This window comes from Priestia sp. P5 (assembly GCF_029522155.1).
GTDB classification, from domain to species: Bacteria; Bacillota; Bacilli; order Bacillales; family Bacillaceae_H; genus Priestia; species Priestia megaterium_E.
In genome coordinates this window covers 3,080,751-3,099,246 of the sequence record NZ_JAKWFJ010000001.1, presented here as the reverse complement: position 1 = coordinate 3,099,246, position 18,496 = coordinate 3,080,751, and the positions used below count along the sequence as shown (strand labels likewise).

At 34.2% G+C, this 18,496-nt stretch carries 21 protein-coding genes and 2 pseudogenes; 17 read left to right on the top strand and 6 right to left on the bottom strand.

What is annotated here, in order from left to right; translation table 11 throughout:
- Nucleotides 1–140: 140 nt before the first annotated feature.
- Entirely contained in the window at nt 141–2,186 is a 2,046-nt protein-coding gene (locus MMB69_RS16425) for a sigma 54-interacting transcriptional regulator (RefSeq protein WP_277448003.1), read from the top strand.
- Nucleotides 2,187–2,264: 78 nt separating this feature from the next.
- On the opposite strand, the gene MMB69_RS16420 is transcribed toward MMB69_RS16425, so the two are convergent.
- Nucleotides 2,265–3,341: a cyanophycinase gene (locus MMB69_RS16420; protein ID WP_277448002.1), complete on the bottom strand. Its 1,077-nt coding sequence runs from the start codon at nt 3,339–3,341 to the stop codon at nt 2,265–2,267.
- A 422-nt stretch (nt 3,342–3,763) separates the two neighbouring features.
- Here MMB69_RS16420 and MMB69_RS16415 point away from each other — a divergent pair, with 422 nt between their 5' ends.
- A complete protein-coding gene (locus MMB69_RS16415; RefSeq protein WP_221785991.1) occupies nt 3,764–5,032 on the top strand; it encodes an MFS transporter in 1,269 nt (422 codons plus the stop codon).
- 244 nt (nt 5,033–5,276) lie between these two features.
- Here MMB69_RS16415 and MMB69_RS16410 read toward each other — a convergent pair whose 3' ends face one another.
- A complete protein-coding gene (locus tag MMB69_RS16410) occupies nt 5,277–6,023 on the bottom strand; it encodes a phosphorylase family protein (RefSeq protein WP_221812675.1) in 747 nt (248 codons plus the stop codon).
- Between the two features lie 288 nt (nt 6,024–6,311).
- On the opposite strand from MMB69_RS16410, the gene MMB69_RS16405 reads away from it, so the two are divergent.
- From MMB69_RS16405 to MMB69_RS16395, 3 genes and pseudogenes are all read left to right on the top strand, one after another.
- Nucleotides 6,312–6,884 (top strand): GNAT family N-acetyltransferase, encoded by a 573-nt coding sequence (locus MMB69_RS16405; protein ID WP_277448001.1) that lies wholly within the window; start codon nt 6,312–6,314, stop codon nt 6,882–6,884.
- A gap of 51 nt (nt 6,885–6,935) precedes the next feature.
- Complete coding sequence (locus tag MMB69_RS16400) at nt 6,936–7,385, top strand: GNAT family N-acetyltransferase (protein WP_277448000.1); 450 nt, start codon at nt 6,936–6,938, stop codon at nt 7,383–7,385.
- A gap of 148 nt (nt 7,386–7,533) precedes the next feature.
- Nucleotides 7,534–8,040: pseudogene (locus tag MMB69_RS16395) on the top strand (class I SAM-dependent methyltransferase); the annotation flags it as partial.
- Between the two features lie 62 nt (nt 8,041–8,102).
- Here MMB69_RS16395 and MMB69_RS16390 read toward each other — a convergent pair.
- Complete coding sequence (locus MMB69_RS16390) at nt 8,103–8,750, bottom strand: YczE/YyaS/YitT family protein (RefSeq protein ID WP_277447999.1); 648 nt, start codon at nt 8,748–8,750, stop codon at nt 8,103–8,105.
- A 116-nt stretch (nt 8,751–8,866) separates the two neighbouring features.
- Here MMB69_RS16390 and MMB69_RS16385 point away from each other — a divergent pair, with 116 nt between their 5' ends.
- A complete protein-coding gene (locus tag MMB69_RS16385; RefSeq protein WP_277447998.1) occupies nt 8,867–9,319 on the top strand; it encodes a MarR family winged helix-turn-helix transcriptional regulator in 453 nt (150 codons plus the stop codon).
- Between the two features lie 28 nt (nt 9,320–9,347).
- A complete protein-coding gene (gene paiA, locus MMB69_RS16380) occupies nt 9,348–9,863 on the top strand; it encodes a spermidine/spermine N(1)-acetyltransferase (RefSeq protein ID WP_260507069.1) in 516 nt (171 codons plus the stop codon).
- A 386-nt stretch (nt 9,864–10,249) separates the two neighbouring features.
- On the opposite strand, the gene MMB69_RS16375 is transcribed toward paiA, so the two are convergent.
- Nucleotides 10,250–10,831, bottom strand: coding sequence for a DUF2087 domain-containing protein (locus MMB69_RS16375; protein ID WP_221785983.1), 582 nt, complete (start codon nt 10,829–10,831; stop codon nt 10,250–10,252).
- Nucleotides 10,832–11,161: 330 nt separating this feature from the next.
- On the opposite strand from MMB69_RS16375, the gene MMB69_RS16370 reads away from it, so the two are divergent.
- Entirely contained in the window at nt 11,162–11,830 is a 669-nt protein-coding gene (locus tag MMB69_RS16370) for a type 1 glutamine amidotransferase domain-containing protein (RefSeq protein ID WP_140450581.1), read from the top strand.
- Between the two features lie 121 nt (nt 11,831–11,951).
- Here the strand turns inward: MMB69_RS16370 and MMB69_RS16365 are convergent, their stop codons facing one another.
- Nucleotides 11,952–12,146, bottom strand: a complete 195-nt coding sequence (locus MMB69_RS16365) for a hypothetical protein (RefSeq protein ID WP_013056341.1) — start codon at nt 12,144–12,146, stop codon at nt 11,952–11,954.
- Between the two features lie 235 nt (nt 12,147–12,381).
- On the opposite strand from MMB69_RS16365, the gene MMB69_RS16360 reads away from it, so the two are divergent.
- The 9 genes and pseudogenes from MMB69_RS16360 to MMB69_RS16320 all read left to right on the top strand — a co-directional run bounded on the left by MMB69_RS16360 (nt 12,382) and on the right by MMB69_RS16320 (nt 17,526).
- Entirely contained in the window at nt 12,382–12,846 is a 465-nt protein-coding gene (locus tag MMB69_RS16360) for a hypothetical protein (protein WP_264409063.1), read from the top strand.
- A gap of 45 nt (nt 12,847–12,891) precedes the next feature.
- Nucleotides 12,892–13,250, top strand: a pseudogene (locus MMB69_RS16355) (hypothetical protein).
- Between the two features lie 28 nt (nt 13,251–13,278).
- Nucleotides 13,279–13,473, top strand: coding sequence for a DUF6980 family protein (locus MMB69_RS16350; protein WP_016763636.1), 195 nt, complete (start codon nt 13,279–13,281; stop codon nt 13,471–13,473).
- A gap of 629 nt (nt 13,474–14,102) precedes the next feature.
- Nucleotides 14,103–14,627: a hypothetical protein gene (locus tag MMB69_RS16345; protein WP_221785978.1), complete on the top strand. Its 525-nt coding sequence runs from the start codon at nt 14,103–14,105 to the stop codon at nt 14,625–14,627.
- An 82-nt stretch (nt 14,628–14,709) separates the two neighbouring features.
- A complete protein-coding gene (locus MMB69_RS16340) occupies nt 14,710–15,009 on the top strand; it encodes a hypothetical protein (RefSeq protein WP_264409064.1) in 300 nt (99 codons plus the stop codon).
- Nucleotides 15,010–15,014: 5 nt separating this feature from the next.
- On the top strand, nt 15,015–15,374 hold the full coding sequence (locus tag MMB69_RS16335) for a DUF5412 family protein (protein ID WP_308123142.1): 360 nt from the start codon (nt 15,015–15,017) through the stop codon (nt 15,372–15,374).
- Between the two features lie 286 nt (nt 15,375–15,660).
- Nucleotides 15,661–15,876, top strand: coding sequence for a DUF6366 family protein (locus tag MMB69_RS16330; RefSeq protein ID WP_277447997.1), 216 nt, complete (start codon nt 15,661–15,663; stop codon nt 15,874–15,876).
- A gap of 391 nt (nt 15,877–16,267) precedes the next feature.
- Nucleotides 16,268–16,939, top strand: a complete 672-nt coding sequence (locus MMB69_RS16325) for an HAD family hydrolase (protein ID WP_221785975.1) — start codon at nt 16,268–16,270, stop codon at nt 16,937–16,939.
- An 83-nt stretch (nt 16,940–17,022) separates the two neighbouring features.
- Entirely contained in the window at nt 17,023–17,526 is a 504-nt protein-coding gene (locus MMB69_RS16320) for a GNAT family N-acetyltransferase (RefSeq protein WP_221785974.1), read from the top strand.
- A gap of 94 nt (nt 17,527–17,620) precedes the next feature.
- Here the strand turns inward: MMB69_RS16320 and MMB69_RS16315 are convergent, their stop codons facing one another.
- A complete protein-coding gene (locus MMB69_RS16315; protein WP_221785973.1) occupies nt 17,621–18,199 on the bottom strand; it encodes a DJ-1/PfpI family protein in 579 nt (192 codons plus the stop codon).
- Nucleotides 18,200–18,496 lie beyond the last annotated feature (297 nt).

Genomic DNA, 18,496 nt, shown 5'->3' with positions numbered 1-18,496 from the left:
TCTACTTTTTTTATTTACAAAAGGGACAAACGTCCGCTAGATGAAATGCACAGCAAAGTATAAAATGATAGGTACAGTATTCCAAAAGCTAATCTCTGAAGGCAAGTCAAGTTAAAGGCCTGTAGAAAGGTGTCCATACGATGAAAAAGAAATTAGTTTTAATAACAGGAAGTAAGCAAACTAGAATCATTTTACACAATCAATTAAAAGAGTTGTTAGGAGATTACATTTTTATTGAATGCTTTGCGATTGATGAAGAATTACCCGGAAAAATTGATGGAGATGTTGTCCTTTATTCATCAGAGAGTATATATCATGAAATAAAGAACAGATTAGACGTTCAGCATGCACATGAAATTGTAGGAAATAGAACGATTCACCATAAACATATAAATGAATTGCTGAAAATCCCTGCCCATACAAAAGTGTTAATTGTAAACGATGATGATAAAGAAACTCTTAAATTAATAGAGTCTCTCTATCAAGTAGGGATTAATCATGTTCAGTTTATTCCTTTTAAAAAGCAAAAGACCTATTACGAAGGGGTTGAAATTGCTGTTTCTCCAGGTGAGGTTCACTTGTGTCCCCCATACGTAAAACATGTAATTGATATAGGCGTTAGACTTTTTGATATGGCGACCATTTTTGAACTTATAAAATCATTTGGTTTTAATCAGTCTAATCATTCAATTATTTGGGATCGCTATTTACGAAATATTATTGAGCTGCAAAAAAAATTAATAGAAGCAGAAGGGCAAATGAAAGAACTTCACCTTCATGTAAAGAGTATTGTAAACGTAGTAGAAGATGGTATTCTTGCCGTGGATTTTAACAAAAAAATTACGTTATTCAATAAAAGGTTAGAATCATTGTTTCAGTTATCTTCTTCTGATGTTGTAGATCTTGAAATTCAACATGTCATTTCTGACGAAGGCCTTGTGGAGTTTATTACATCGTCTGCCCAGAAAAGTCAGTACTTTAACGTAAACGGGTACGAAATGGTTATCTATAAGTCTATGATTCAGGAAAGCAATACTACGGTAGCAACGTTTAAAAGTGTTAATCAAGCTGTTGAAATAGAAGGGAAAGCGCAGTCAGAACTTAGAAAAAGCGGTTTTTCTGCTAAGTATAACTATGAAGATATTATAGGAGAACACCCAGCTTTGCTTAAAACGATTGAAATTTCCCGGAAAATGGCGGTTACTGAGTATCCTATTTTAATTCAAGGAGAAACCGGTACAGGAAAAGAGCTGTTTGCTCAGGCTATCCACAATCATTCTACACGTAAAAATGGACCGTTTCTTGCCGTGAACTGCAGTGCTATGACCGATACATTACTAGAAAGTGAGCTGTTTGGGTACGAAGAAGGCAGCTTTACAGGAGCGCAAAAAGGCGGCAAAAAAGGGCTGTTTGAGAGCGCTGATAAAGGTACGATCTTCTTGGATGAAATTGGTGATATCAGTCCGCGTTTACAAACTCAGCTTTTAAGAGTGCTTCAAGAAAAAGAAATTAGACGGGTAGGAGGGACAAGAGTTATTCCAATCAATGTAAGAATAATAGCAGCTACTCACAACAATTTACTACATAAAATGAAAGAAGGGTTGTTTCGAGAAGATTTGTACTATCGTTTACACGTATTATCTTTAACGATTCCTCCTTTAAGATATAGAAGAACCGATATTCCTTTACTGATTCATCATTTTATTTCTAAATCAAAAACATGGACGCATATCCATCCAGAAGCGATGAAGCTGCTTATCGAATATGAATGGCTAGGAAACATAAGAGAATTAAAAGGAGTCATCGAGTATTTGCTTACTGTCTGCGATGAAAACGAAGTGAAAGCAAAAGACGTAGAGTATAGGCTTAGTAGTCAAAAAGAGGAGCATAATTTACATGAAGTTGAAAATGAATCGGTTGACTTGATCGAACTTCAAGAAAATCACGCTCTGTTAGAAACGATAAAGCAGTGTAATGATACAGGAAAAGCAGCAAGCAGAAAGTGGATTACACAGCATTTAAAAGGCTTCACTCTTACAGAACAGCAGGTGAGAAATCGTTTGGATGTACTAGAAGAAAAAGAGTATATTATAAAGCGCAGAGGCAGAGCAGGAACGAAGATAACAGAAAAAGGACTGCATTATCTATATCATTTAAAAACAAAACAGCACTTAATCAATCCTTAATATCTTAATATAAGGAAGAAAGGGAAACTTCACTAATTAAGTTTCCCTTTTCTATAAAGTAAAATATTCATTTACCGTTTACGGCTGATTTCCTCCGTAAACTTTTCCTGTAGAAGAAGTAATAATACCGCCGTTTACGTTTAAAGTATAAGCTAATCCTCCAGAACCTGTCCAAGTGGAAAGATTAAAAGTGCTGCCATTAAATAGTTTATAGATAGAAATATTATTAAACGTCAGAGGCTGACCGCTTATACAAGTAGTAGGCGCCTTATTTGTTTTAGCCAGATAAACAGCAGCATTTGTAGAGCCTGGCTGTGTTACTACTTTAGCTGAACCGTCTTTTTCTACCAGAAGCGCTGACTGTTCATTAACAGCAATCCCTTTTGCGGTTGTCCCAGTTTCTTCTCCGTCTTGGATATTACGTGCTAAAAATGTTAGAAAGCGTCCCATTCTATCTCGTTGTTCAAAATGGGTGTCTGTTTGAATGTTGTTGTTATGAGGTGTTTGAATCAAATAATCTGTAAAGGAAATAAGAGAACTATAAGGATTGTTTAGCGCTGTTTTAGAATCTAAAGTTGTAGAGCCTGCTGAGATAGAGTCGTAAATATGATCCCCTTGAATCATGGTGCCAGCACTTGTTCCCCCAAAAGGAATGCCTTGATTGATACGATTATTTAATGCTGTCAGAGCCGCAGAACCTTCTAAGAAATCTACGTAATCAGCCTGATTGCCTCCAGCAAAAAAGATGCCTTCTGCTTTGTTAATTTTATCAATTAAAGAAGAGTCTGAGCCTGCTCTTATTAAATCATCGACGACAATTGTGCTAACAGAGTTAAGAGGCTTACCTATGCTTTTTGCTAGGTCGTAGATATAAGAGTTATAGGCATCAGTACCCGTCGCTCTTATAACTAAGAAATCTCCGCCGTTTGCCTTTTGAATCATCCATTTGAACGCTTCATCTACATCGGTGCTTCCTCCCATATAGACTTGTCCGAAGCTTGTACTGGTCGCTTTGTCTGCAGTACTTCCCATCTGATAAAGCGTATAAGGTGCAGAAGCAGCAGAAGCTGAAATGGGCAGTAAAAGAGACGTCGCGAGAACAGCACAAGTGATGACTTGCTTTTTAATACTTTTCTTACGTTTAGCTTTTTTCATAAAGTTCTCCTCCTTTAATTAAGTGTTCATAGATGAACATGCAAGTCTTATACCAACTTATTAAACAGCAGAACAACTGTGAAAGAAGAGGTCTTTTGAAAAAAATACGCATGACATAGGTTCTTTATGGGTTCTTATTAAATTGCTTTATACCCAAAATGACAAGAAAAACTCTAACTTGAATGCCTAATAGTGAAAGGGAAATAGTAAAGGATATATTTTAAAAGTCCATACTTCATTGAAAAATATCATTTAAAAACTTAAAATTATAATAGAAAGGAAAAACAAGGATAAAAAAGGGCTTCCCCAAATTAGCACTTTATTTGTTTAAAAGACCTTCATTCTATCAATATCTTCGTCTCTTAAACGTTTTCTACTAACATTTCTACGCAGAAAAATTATACACGAGAGGATCTGTCAAAATGAACAAACAGGAAAGTAGTTATAGATGGGTTGTTTTTGGAACCGCTTTATTAGCATATTATTTGATTGTCAGTCAACGAACAGCCCCTGGACTTATTACAGAACAGTTAATGAAAGATTTTCACGTTTCAGCGTCTGTTATAGGATTAATGACGAGCATACAATTTTTAGCGTACGCAGGCCTTCAGATTCCTGTTGGCTTACTTTCTGACCGGTACGGTCCAAATCGATTTCTTATTATAGGATCGATTTTAACCGGAATAGGAAGTCTTATCTACAGTACGGCTCCCAACGAATATGTCTTAATTTTCTCTCGTTTGCTAGTCGGTACCGGAGACTCCATGATTTTTGTCAATTTAGTGTTAATTTTAAGTCAGTGGTTCAAGGGAAATGAGTTTGTAAAGCTGTTAGGTTTAATTGGGCTGGTAGGAAGTGTAGGTTCATTATCAGCTACTGTACCTTTATCTATGTGGATTTCACTTTCAGGATGGAGAGTTCCTTTTCTTAGCATAGGTCTGGTTTTAATGGCGGTATCTTATTTGCTTTATGTCGTTTTAGTCGTAAAGCCTAAACGATTATTTGTAGATGATGCTAAAGCAAATAAAGCCTCTGTTAAGACCCAAGAAAGCGTATGGGCGATCCTAAAAAGGGTAATGACGACTCGTCAAGCATGGGCAACATTTCTTTGTCATTTTGGTGTAGTGGGTACATACATTGGTTTTATTGGTTCTTGGGGAGTTCCTTATGGCATGAATGTGTTTCATTTATCTCGCGCTGATGCAAGTCAGCTTATTATGTATGGTTTGTTTGGCGCTATGATTGGCGGACCTTTAATCAGCTGGATATCAAGCAGGCTAAACTCTATTAAAAAAATCTATTCACTCGTCCATCTTATTGTGGTGCTTAGCTGGACAGGATTATTATTAACCGGAGTGAAACCTTCATTCATGCTAGTCGTTATTTTACTTTTTATCATCGGATTTGGAAACGGCGCAAGCGCTTTGACATTTGCCGTAGTACGTCAATCTTTCTCAGTGAAAGAAGTAGGAGTTGTATCAGGTTTTGCTAATATGGGAGGTTTTCTAAGCGCCGTATTATTACCTAGTATTTTTGGAAACGTCCTTGATTTATTCCCCGAGCGCTCGCTGCAGATTGGATATCATTATGCTTTTATGATTCCCATTTTGTTTTCAATGATGGGGTTGTTAGGTGTCTTACTAATTAAAGAAAAAGGAAAAAAGGAGCAGAGCGTACTGAATGCTTCTTAATTTACAATGACTGTCTCATTTACAGTGCAGAAAAATTCGTATCTTTATTATAAGGTTCATTTTTATACTTTCAAGCAGCCAGAAGATAATCGCTTTTATAAGTGGTTATCTTTTTTAGTCTATACCATTTTTTAGAGTCGTATAGAGCTAATACTTCTAAAAACAATAGCATAACTGAGTATTCTACTCCAAATAGATTTTACTCATATCAGTAATACAAAATTTTTTATAAGACAGCACACTATTAGAATTTACTACTTAAATAAAGAGCCACATCGCGAATTGCTTTATCAGTTTCACTTTCTATTAACTCTCTGTCCTTTGTATAGGAATAAAGAGTATCACCGTGAAGAAGGTGGTCTGATAAATTTAATAAGCCGACAGCACGTTTGTTGAATTTATAAGCAATAGCTAAAGTGGTGGCTGTCTCCATATCCACGCCAAGAAAATCTGCAAGCGACCATTCTTTTACCAGGTCATGCGTCTCGATAAGCATGGCGCCCATACTGACCACATGTCCTTTTATATATTTGTAGCCTTTTTGTTCACAATATCTACAGGCGGCTTCCACTAGCTCTTTGTCAGCTTCTACAAGCGTTTGTTCTGGTAAATACCAGTGCGATACGCCGTCTTGCATTTGTGCTGCAGATACGATTAAGATATCTCCATATTGTATAGTAGAAGATAAGCCTCCAAAATATCCCGTTTGAATGAATAAGTCGGTTCCGCTGCCAGCAAACTGATGGACAATGTTTGACGCCATCGGACTGCCGTATACATTCGCAAACCCTATATTTCTGTTTTTGAACTTACCTATCACGGTGTTCCATTTAGGCATATGAACATCAGTAGATAAAATCTCTTTCCATAAGCTTAGATTATCTTGGAATCCCCACTCACCATGAATAATGAATGCATTAGGCAGCTCTTTTTCTGATAGCTTTAATACGTTTAGCCAATCTTCTTTTTCAAAATCCCCATACAGTTTCATATCGTTCTCCTTATTCTTTTCATTTAGACTAGTTGGAGAAGAATTCTTCATTACTAGCTTTTATTCCTTTAATTTTTAGAACTAACAAACATAAAAGAAATGACAGTGCTGATTTAAAAATGATGTTATGCGCGCTTTTTTTTTACTCATTTCTCCACAAATATTTAGGATTAAAAAGGAATTCAGTAATAATAAAAGAACTTTCTTACTAACGGTTATTTAAATTAGATAAAGCTGTGAGAAAAGCTCCGTTTAGTTAATGAATGGATAAAAGGAGGGAAGGTACAGGTGTCAAATTATTTTCCCGTAATTAAAACAAAAAGGCTTATCCTAAGGGAAATCATAACAGAAGACGCAGGCAATATTTTAAAATACCTATCCGATAAAGAAGTAATGAAACACTACGGTCTAGAGCCTTTTACAACGGTTGAGGATGCTTCAAAAGAGATTGCGTGGTATAAATCAATCTTAAGCGGAAAATCTGGAATAAGATGGGGTATTACTCTTAAAGAACAAGACGACATTATTGGCAGCTGCGGGTTTCTTAATAGAGTTCATGGCCATTACCGTGCAGAAATTGGATATGAGCTAAGCAAAGACTACTGGGGGAACGGAATTGCTAGTGAGGCATTGGGCGCTGTCATAAAATATGGTTTTACACATTTGAACTTGCGAAGAATTGAAGCTTTAATAGAGCCTGCTAATGTTTCTTCACAAAATCTAATAAAAAACCACGGTTTTGTAAAAGAGGGATTATTAAGAAGTTATGAATTTACGTGTGGAAAATTTGATGATTTGTATATGTATTCTTTATTAAAGCAAGATTTTGACAGGTTTCAACCACATGAAGGGAATATCTAGACATCGTTATTAAGAATATGTATAGCATAATGACAGATAAGGGGAAAATGTATGGCCTATTTTAATGTTGATATTGTTCACTATCATCCTCAATTTGCTGAGCAAACGGTGAAAATGTGGCGGGATAGTAAAGAAAAAGCGATTGGACAAAAGGAAATGCACAGTTTTGACCGTCATGTTTATTTCTTAAATCATATATTATCAGCACACTATAAAATTGAATTAGCGCTAATGGATGAACAAATAGTAGGAATGATTGCTTATCATGCTGACGAAATTAGCCAACTGTACGTTCATGTAGATTATCAAGGAGGAGGAATCGGACAGCTTTTACTCGAAAGAGCCAAAATAAACTCAAATGGAAAATTAACGTTACGTACTTTTGAACGAAATAAAAGTGCACAGCGGTTTTATGAGAAACACGGCTTCAGTATTATAAAGAGAGGATGTGAAAATGAAGAGAAATTACCCGATATTACATATGAATGGACAAATAAATGAAAAATACGTAATTCTGATGAAGGAGAGTTTATTGTGAATAAGTTGGCACATGAAACATAACAACGCTGCCTGTATGTTCGTGGCCCGCCTTTTACTAGTTTAGGATAAATGATTAATGCTGACTGACTATTAAAAGGAGGATTTTAACATGATAACGGACAAACATTTTTTAAACGCTGTAAACAATACAAATGTTGATTTTACTGGCTGGGATTTTTCTATTATTACTCGTACTGGACGTATGGATAGCGACAAGCTTTCGTGGTCATATGGAAGTGAAGCTTTTCGCCTTATTCAAAACTCTAATGCTGCTTTAGATATGGGAACAGGAGGAGGAGAGTTTTTATCTTTGTTACAACCTTTTCCTCGCGTTATGTATGCTACCGAAGGATACAAACCTAACGTTCCAATCGCTAAAAAACGGTTAGAGCCACTTGGTGTCACCGTTGTTGAACGAACTGAAAACGCGAATCTACCGTTTAAAGATGGTACATTTGATTTGATTTTGAACCAGCACGAATCTTTTTGTGCTTCAGAAGTAAGAAGGATTTTGTCAAAGGAAGGCACGTTTTTCACTCAGCAAGTGGGAGGGTTGGACTGTTCACGAATCAATGAATGTATAGGAGTTCCAATAAATAGAGAGTTTTCTAACTGGAGATCCGCTTTTTGTGCATCAATGATGATTGTACATAAAAATCATGATATAGACAGAATTAGTTATGTAATGGAACGTTTATGATCTTTAATATGATTTTTTGATGTATGAGATGTTGGTAATATGCAATTTACTGCTTTTTGAGTAATAGGCATAAAGAAATTAAGCAGCACACCGCCTAAACACACGGTCAATAACGTTCCAACACCAATCGGTCCGTTTAAAAGCATTGCAGCTAGTAAGAATGTGAGGTAAATAAATGTTCTTGAAAGCAATAAATTTGTTTTAGTTAGTTTTTGTATGATTAAAGTTAAGCGGTCAATTGGAATGGGTGCAAAATTTGTATGTAAATAGGCTGAGGTGCCTACACCTATAATGATTAAGCCAATTCCAAAACAACATAATTTGCTGTACCAACTTTCGAACGTAACCCAGTTCTGTAATAAAAAAAGCCATATATCGATACCAAGGCCGGTTACAACTGCTGTTAACAGTCCCAGTACTTCCGGCTTTTGTTTGCTTAAAAGAGAATTACCACAAATTAAAATACAGGCAAGCATAATCTCCCAGCTTCCAACGCTAAGACCTACGTTTAGTGACAGTCCAACTAAAAGTGCATCAAAAGGTGAAGCTCCTAGGTTGGATTGGATCGTTAAAGCAATTCCTAGAGTTAATAGTAAAATTCCTCCTACATAAACAACATATTTCATCGTAATCAGCTCCTTTATTCATTATTTTTTGTTGCAAATGCAACTATTTTGAGGTATATTAAACTTATAATATTTTTATTGTATTTGCAACAAAAATATGTGCAAAGGAGACATTTATGAGTGAAATTCTGCGTGAAATTGGAATGATAGCAAGAGCATTGGATTCGATTAGTAATATAGAATTTAAAGAGTATGACCTGACTAAGGGGCAGTATTTGTATTTAGTGCGAATATGTGAAAATCCGGGAATCATTCAAGAAAAGTTAGCTGAGATGATAAAAGTAGATCGAACAACAGCGGCTCGGGCTATAAAAAAGCTTGAAATGAATGGTTTTATTGAGAAGAAAGACGATCTCTACAATAAAAAAAATAAAAACCTTTTTCTCACTGAAAAAGGGAAGAACGTATACCCGTTTATAAAAAGAGAAAATGATTATTCGGATAAAGTGGCATTAGAAGGTTTTACCCAGGAAGAAGCAGATACCATTCTTAAGCTGGTTCAAAGAGTAAGAAAAAATATAGAAACAGATTGGGAGTTTGTCAAAAAAGGAAACAAGAGAAATTATTGAGGATATAAAGGAGAGGCGCATATCAGTGATGATGGATATAAAAAAGTGTACTCTTGAAGATATAAATCACCTTCAAAATATTAGCTACAAAACATTTAATGAAACGTTTAAAGATCAAAATTCACCTGAAAACATGAAAGCTTATTTAGAAAAAGCATTTACAGTCGAACAGTTAGAAAAAGAACTATCAAATACGTCCTCGCAATTCTTTTTTATGTATGTTAATCATGAAATTGCAGGTTATTTAAAGGTTAATACGGATGATGCTCAGTCTGAAGAGATGGGGAAAGAATCGCTTGAAATTGAAAGAATTTATATAGGTAACAGCTTTCAAAAACAAGGGCTTGGTAAACATTTATTTAATAAAGCAGTAGAGATAGCAACGACATTTAATAAAAAGAAAATTTGGTTAGGCGTATGGGAAAAGAACAAAAATGCGATTGATTTTTATAGGAAACAAGGGTTTGTTCAAACTGGATCTCACTCTTTTTATATGGGAGACGAAAAACAAACAGATCTCATCATGGTTAAAACACTTTTATAGTTTTTTAAAGGTAAATAAAATACGATAAGGATTATTCGCTCATTTAGCTGACAGAGAATAATCCTTACGACAGAGATTTTATGAATTTTTTAAAGCTGATGCTCGCAGGGTAAGCACTAAGCTAAATAATACGACTACTGTGCCAGCACACAGGAGAATGAAATTAATACTAACGTTCATGCTAAGAAAAATGGAAACTAGCCCGTAAGATAGCGGAATAAGCCCGGTAGAGACCATTGTATTTATACTCCTTACTCTCGTTATAACGTTAGCTTTTTTCTTCTTGAAAATCACATTTGCACCTCAACTTTATTCGAAATGACGACAAACTAATTAGATGTATATCGAATTAGAAAGGTTAAAAAATGAACGTTTTTACGTTCATTTTAAAAAATAACGGGCCACATCTCTTTCGGATTTAACTCATATTCTCCATTTTGTCTATACATAAAATGCTGCATAATTAACTCTCTGCGAATAGTTGCATAATCTTCATGATATTTTTTTATATGTTCATTTAATTCTTTTTCTTGGTACGTTTTTCCGTGCTGTAAATCGCGTATTAAATAGGCTAATATTACGTTCTTTTTCTTTCTTTGACTTGGAATAATTTTTAAAGTACCGTCACTATTTATAAAGTTTTTAACAATCGATAATTTGTCTTTATCCTGTAAATGGTTTTCTTGATTTTCCATCGAATCCTCTCCAATACTTAAAATAGCCTTCGAGTTATATTCAAGTCTTTCAAGGTCTAGATAAAAATAAATAATGTTCCCTTGTCTTCTTTGATAAACAATTCCTACATCTCTTAGCTTTGAAATATGATGAGTAATAGTTGAAGGCTGTAACCCCAGTTTGTAAGCAATTGCTTGCCCGTGAAGAGGTCCTTTTTTTAATAGTGAAATAATTCTAATTCTCGTAGGATCACCAACGGCTTTATGGTAATTCACCAACTTATCTAATTGCATAGCTGAATACCTTCTCTCTTTAATTCGACATACATCTAATTAGATATTAATCGAATTAGATGTATATGTCAAAAAAGTGAAAATATTTAAAGTGATCATTTGTCACACTGCATATAAAAAATCGGCTCCGTCTAATCTTCAAAGTATAAAAAAGAGCCTGCTTTTCCATATAATTTAACCATTATTTTTACCTGTTCTTTTTATTAGTAAGAAAAAGTTACCATGTTTTCATCAAATAATACCGGGGAACATATTCAAAGAGATAAATGAATTATTAAAGATACATGTATGTAAATAATAAATAATAAATGAAAAAGGAATGAGTAAATCATGACAGGAAATTCAAAAATTTTAATGGTTGTTACAAATGGACATACAATGGAAAACGGAGAGCTTGCTGGTATTTGGCTTACTGAATTTTCTGAAGCATATTTAGAATTTAAAAAAGAAGGATACGAAGTAGTCGTAGCAAGTCCAAAAGGCGGAAAATCGCCTGTGGATCCTAACAGCTTAACAGATGATGTAACGGACGAAGACAAAGAAGCAGGAAAACTTTTAGAGAATACAAAATCATTAGCTGATATAAGTTCACAAGAATTTGCAGGTATGTTTGTACCTGGAGGGCACGGAACAATGTTTGACTTTCCAGACGATACGCACTTACATCGTTTGCTAACAGAATTTGCTGAAGACGACAAGCTAATTGCAGCGGTATGCCACGGACCGGCAGCTCTTGTAGGCGGAAAGCTTAAAAACGGTGAGCCGATTGTAAAAGGAAAACGTATTACAGCGTTTACTGATTCAGAAGAGAAAGATACAACGTTAGATAAATACATGCCCTTTCTTCTTGAAACAAAGCTACGTGAGCTAGGCGCTGAATTTATTGCAAAAGATAATTGGAGCGATCATATTGAAGTAGATGGAAAGCTTTTAACAGGACAAAATCCACAGTCTACAATCAGCCTAGCAAAAGAATTTGTGCGTGCTTTAAACGCGTAAAAGTATGTATAACCTTAATGGGGATGTCTCGTGAGTGTTTGAGACATCCCCATTTCTTTAGGATGAAATAAAATGAGAATTAAGGAAAACAAAAAGGGCGGCTATCTAAATAGCTGCCCTTTTATTTATTAGAAGATTTATTTCTGAAAATGTATGTAGTAATTCCTGTCACAATGATAACAGCCACAATACAAATGATCAGACGAACAATCTGTGTCACAAAAATATTATCTGCAATACTCATGTGTTTCGTTAGAATTAACGTTCCATAAGCAGCTAAAACAGATAAAAACATATTGACGATTCGTTGAGCCATGTTGTCGTTACTCCTTTCGTTCCACTACTTTACACTTTAACATATGTATTCACTGTAAAAAATATCGAATTACAAGTATGTCAGAAAATCAGCACTCTCGTAAAAGAATCTACTTGTAAGGAAGTAGCTGATATCATATAGTTATGACGACTAAACGCAGCTTAGAGAAGGAAATGAGCTTTCTTTAGTCGAATTTAACATGCTTATATTCTGTTTTTAGATAGGTGGGAAAAGCTTGTTTGATAAATTGAAAAAGCTATTTATGGATAAACAGGGTCAGGAAGCAGATGACAAATACATTTTAGTCCCTGAGAGTGAAATAAATGAGACTTTAAAAAGAGAGATAGTGAAGTTGGAAGAAGTGGGAGAGGCATACAGCGAAAGTCTTCAGCAAAAATATAGAAATAAATTTGAACATGATGGTAAGCAGAACTTAAAAATATGGGTGTGTCGAGATATTGACGGCGACCAACTGCCAAATCTAAGTTCGGAGCAGTGTCTAGAAAAAGAATATCGTTCCCAAGTTGCGATAAACTTTGAGGGGTTCACAGATGAAGAAGATGCATACATTTATTACATCCAGTTGTGGTATTACTTCGGTGGGTATTTTAAAGGGTCAGGCACTTTGTATGATTTGTCAAAAAATTATTTAGAAGCTGATATTGAAGAGAAAATAGAAGAAATACTGAAACAGCTATAACCTTTTAGCATAGAGATTATGTGTTAGTACACAGGGGGAAAGAAGATGAGGGGACGGCCAGCGCTGGAAATAGAAAGTGAAAAAGTTTATAAAACTAAAAAAATCCTAACGGAACATTTATAGCGCGAATTATTCAAGTGCCTAAGGAAGAAAATATGTTAGATTTTATGCTGAAATCAAACACTTAAGGAAAAAGGAACTTTCTTATAAAAATCTCTTAGTAACGACTGAAAACTGGTATGATTCTTTTCGTCTTGCTAGAGGAGATCTGAAATGGGTATCTTTGCATACAAGTAGCGGTGTGGGACTGGCTAGGACATAAATTAGTTGAGGTAGCGGCTCCAACCGGTAAGGAAAATTATCGTATTTCAGATGACCACTGTTCAGCTTACCGAGAAAAGTAATAATGACGATATAGTAAGGAGAAAACGAATGAAAAAGCATTGCTGCGATTATATGAATTATCATGCGAACTTTACGTGTGATATTCATAGTGATCCATTTGATTGTCCAGATAATCTTATCTTATTTGATAAAACAAATAAGGAATACGGTTTAATTATCCATGATGGTGGTTCATCCATTATTGGAATTTCATTTTGTCCATGGTGTGGTAAGAAGCTTTAACTTAAGTATGAAGGGGGATCCTCTTCATTTCTGGAATGGGGGATGGGGCTTGATTTTTCGTTATCTAGCTATGTTATCAGGATTAGGAATAGCTCTATTAAACCTTTTTGACCCTATACATCAAGGGATTACGCGCTGGTTGATGGTTATCTGCGGTTTATTCATCTTTAGTAGCCATTTAAAATTCATCTTAGATAAGAAATCGAAAACAACGGATAATCAAAAGCAGACCTACTAATAAGAATTTCTTTTGATGTTCTAATGGTGATAAACAGTATTATGTAAATGAAAAACCTATGGAATATGTAGGAGAGAAATAAAAAAGAAAATTATATGTTATAATAATCTTAAATACCCAAATAAAGGAATTTTGTGTTGTTATGAATCATAAATTTAATTCTCTATTTATAGTCTATCCTATCGTTTTCTTTGTAGTCCGTACTGTTTTTTCTTTTGTGAAAAATAGCGCTGCGGAATCTGTCTATGAGACGTTAGCTATACTTGCCATGTATTACTTTGCAGTTAGTGTTTTCTATTAGATTGACTTGTATATACAAAAGAAAAATAGTTAATAGATTAGAAAATGCTCAGAGTCATAGTAAAAACAAACGATATAAAGGAGTCTAACAGTGCGCATTAAGAATTATTTTTTGTTTATTTTTCCATTCGTTTTACTATTATTAGCAAGCTGTGATCCATCTTCCACGCCTAAAGAAAAATACTATTCAAGCACCAAAAGCACAAACCTTCAATTAGAAAACGTTAAATCAGTATCAATAGGAAGTGCTAAATATGACGTAGCAAGTTGTTTGAAGAAGAAACCAAAATTTATAGAGGTTACGGAGCAACCGCCGTATACTACCTACATTTACGGAGAAAGTACAGAAAAGTATGACGTTGAATTTAAAATTGTAGATAATAAAGTCAGCAGATATGACTTGCTTAGCAGCAAGTATGGTACGGAAAAGGGCATACATACTAGTGACAGCAAAAAAGATGTCATTAAGGCGTATGGAGAAAATTATTACGAAAGAGAAGATACCGGAGCAACAATAATAGGGTATTTTGATAAAAATCATAAACTCAATATTGAGTTTTCTTTAGATGACAAGGATAAAGTTGGAGGCATTTTGGTTCAAAAAATAAATAATTAAGATGAGTAATAATCATTTATTTGCAAAATGAAATATATTGACTAGTAAATTTCAAATAATAGTAATAGAGGAGAATATACTGATGCTTGGGGCACCATTTACACTATTAAGGCCTATTTATTACCTGATCGCAGCTTTTTCAGTATGCAATTTTATGTATGTAATTTTCTTGAGAAATAAAGTCAAAGCAAGTAGTTATGTAATCGTCAATTCCTTCTTCTTTTTAATAATTGCAGCAGTCTTATTGTTTCAAGAAGGCATCATTGTAGATGAATTTAATCTTTCAGGTGATTCCGTAACCTTTGATTTAACGATACTGTTAGGCGTTTTATTTGTAGCTAGTTTCATTTTTCAAAAGAAGAAGACAAGGAGTAAGAATTAAAAAAAATACATACAATCATTTACGCTGCACTAGCATCGTGCTTAATTATCGGTTTTACCATATGGCAATTATTTTTTAACCCGCGGCATTTACCTTCCGGTGACTATATCTCGCAGAGTACTTCCCAAAATGGAAAGTACACGGTGAAAGTATATCAGTCAAACGGAGGGGCGACGACGGACTTTGCTATAAGAGGAGAAGTTACATACAATAACGAAACCTTTAATAAAACTAAAAATATTTATTGGAATTATCCTCAGGAAAAAGCGTCGGTAAAGTGGATCAACCGTGATACGGTCAACATTAGTGGCCATGTATTAAATATCAAAAAAGACACATTTGATTTTAGATCGGAGAATGAATAAAAATTGTAAATAACCAAAAAAATACAAAAGTCTTTTTGAAGAGCTTTTATGCTTTTTATTATTGATAATAAAGATTCTGTCAGATCCAATGTATGTATTAGTTTAATAAACTCTAAAAAGGATCTTCCACTGAAGGTTCTTTTTTACTTTTATCTAACATCCCGGATGTTAAATAAAAGGTACCATCATATATAAAAATAGAACTAAGACGACCTTTAAGTTTTAATCCTTTAATTACTATTTTATCCATAATATGTTATAATATTTTAAAAATGGTGGTGTAGCAATGAAGGAAGATAAAGAAACACCTGAAAGAATAAGAGAGAGGTTAAAACAAGAAGAGTTAAAAAGAAACCCCGCAGGGAATATGAACGATGCATTTAACAGAAATGAAGCTGGAAATCTATCTGGTTTAGCAGGCAGCTTAGGATGGAAGGGTCTAGGCGTACTTATTGCTGTAATCATTATAGGTTTTATCGTTGCGTCACTCTTTTTAAAATAATACAGGTTTAAAAATTAAAAATACTGGAGGAGCTATCTTGAAAAATTATGCAGTGTTTATTGGTAGTTTTATAGTGTTACTGTTTGCTTTTCAAATTATTTCTGGGCTATTTCTTACACTTACATATGTACCTGAGACTTTACAGCATTTGAGTAGCTCAACGGTCAGTATTTTTTCTTTTAATTATCCATTTTTAAGTTCGATTATAGCGGCGACTTTTTCATTTATTATTTCAAAGAAAGTATTTAAAGTTAAGAAGAGCACCTATAAATAAGTAGGTGCTTTTTTTGTGCTGAGAACAGTGATTACTATTTTTAATAAATCCTTTTTTCCTTTTTATGGTATTATATATAAATACATATTTAATACTGCCGAAAGAGGGAGATACTTAATGTTGCAATCACTGATTTTTGATATGGATGGAACGCTGTTTCAAACAGATAAAATTTTAGAATTATCACTTGATGATACCTTTAACCATTTGCGTACACTCAATCAGTGGGATACTAGTACTCCTATTGATAAGTATCGTGAAATCATGGGTGTACCTTTACCCAAAGTATGGGAAGCTTTATTACCTAATCAATCAGATGAAATAAGAAAATATACAGATGACTATTTTTTAAAAAGCTTAGTGGAGAATATAAAAAAAGGGAAAGGTGCTTTATATCCCAATGTAAAAGAGGTCTTTAGCTATTTAAAAGAAAATAACTGCTCCATTTACATAGCAAGTAACGGTTTAAAAGAGTATTTAGAAGCAATTGTAGACCATTACGATTTGAATAAGTGGGTGACAGAAACATTTAGTATTCAACAAATCCAAACCCTCAATAAAGGCGATTTAGTCAAAAAGATTATAAAGAAATACGATATCAAACACGCTGCAGTAGTGGGAGACCGTCTATCCGATATCAATGCCGCAAAGGATAATGGTTTAATGGCAGTGGGGTGCAATTTTGATTTTGCTCAAGAAGCTGAGCTTGCACAGGCTGATGTGGTAATAGATGATTTAATAGAGTTAAAAACCATCATGTCTAACAGAAATAGTAGTTTGTCATTTTAAGCAATCCTTAAAATGGTATTTTAAAAAAGAAGATATTTATCGATTTTTAATATTTGGTAAATTAAAAAAAGGAGAATAAACTTATGTTGAACATCCGTATAGCCAATCCAAAAGATGCCGAAAAAATTATTGCCATAAAAAAAGATATCGTTATGACAAATGATGTTCTTCTTCGATTACCTGAGGACAAACAAGAAACAGTAGATGAATATAGAAAAAAGATGCAAAAGAAACAAGATAATGGTGGATTAACACTAATTATAGAACGCAAGGATGAAGTTATTGGGTTCCTTTCTTTTTCCAGATCTTCTTATAAGCGTTTGTATCATACTGGTTCGTTTGGTATTAGTGTGAAACCGGAGTGTTCGAACTTGGGTGCTGGAACTGAGTTACTATCTTATTTAATAAAATGGGCAAAGAAGCAAGAGGGGTTAGAAAAGATAAACTTGGATGTATTCTCAAACAATAAACCAGCTATCCACTTATATCAGAAATTAGGGTTTGAAGAAGAAGGGAAACAAGTAAACCAGATTAAATTAAAAGATGGTTCCTACGCTGATATACTCTTTATGTCGTTGTCTTTATAAATTTCTCGATAAAATTCTTCTTATCAACTGATTTTATACATGATACGCAAAAGGATAGACTTTTACAAAAGCTTTAAAGGTCTATCCTTTTGATTTACGTTACAATATTATTTTTATAATAAGGGTAATCCATTTGTTTTTGAATCTTCGCTGCAGTTTCTGCTCCGTCGATTAACTCACACACGTATAGACCTAAATCTACTGAAGTGGAAACTCCACCGCCCGTAATAATACCATCATCTTGAACAATTCGTTCTTTCTCTACTTTGTTTGTATATTGCTGTAATAAATCAAATGCATTTGGGTGAGTGGTAGCTTTTTTGTTTGTGAGAAAGCCAGCCGCTCCTAGTAAAAGTGAGCCTGTACACACGGATACTTTATACCTCACATCTTTTGCCCCTTGTAACCAATCAATAAATTCTGCATTATATTGTAAAGTCCTAGTCCCCATTCCGCCTGGCACAAAAATTAAATCGTATTCCGATAGGTGAGGTAAAACTTTATTTACTTTAAACGTAATGCCTCTGTCATCATGCACCTCCTCAGTTAGCGCGCATAAATCCCATGTTACATCATCTTTAAACCCCAGCTTTTTTAATCTTGTAATCCCATCGTAAAATCCGATAAAATCTAATGCTGTTAATTGATCAAAAAGAATAAAACCAATTTTCATCTTGCATGACACCTTCCTTGCTATAATCGTCTATGTAATTTATTTCTACATTAATTTTAAATTTTCCTTTTGGTTACAAGTCTTTGTTTGGTGTCAGGTTTTCTATTTAATGGTCTACCTTCAGAAAAATAATATGTTATTTTGAGAATGACTTTTGATGTAGTAATTAAAAATTAGGAACGCTAGAACTCTCTATGCTTTGAAAGCACAGCGGGTTCTTTTTTGTTTTGTAGGGGACACATTTAACGGTTCCCCTGCAATTTAAAATGTTTACATAATCTTTTCTTGTCATTAATA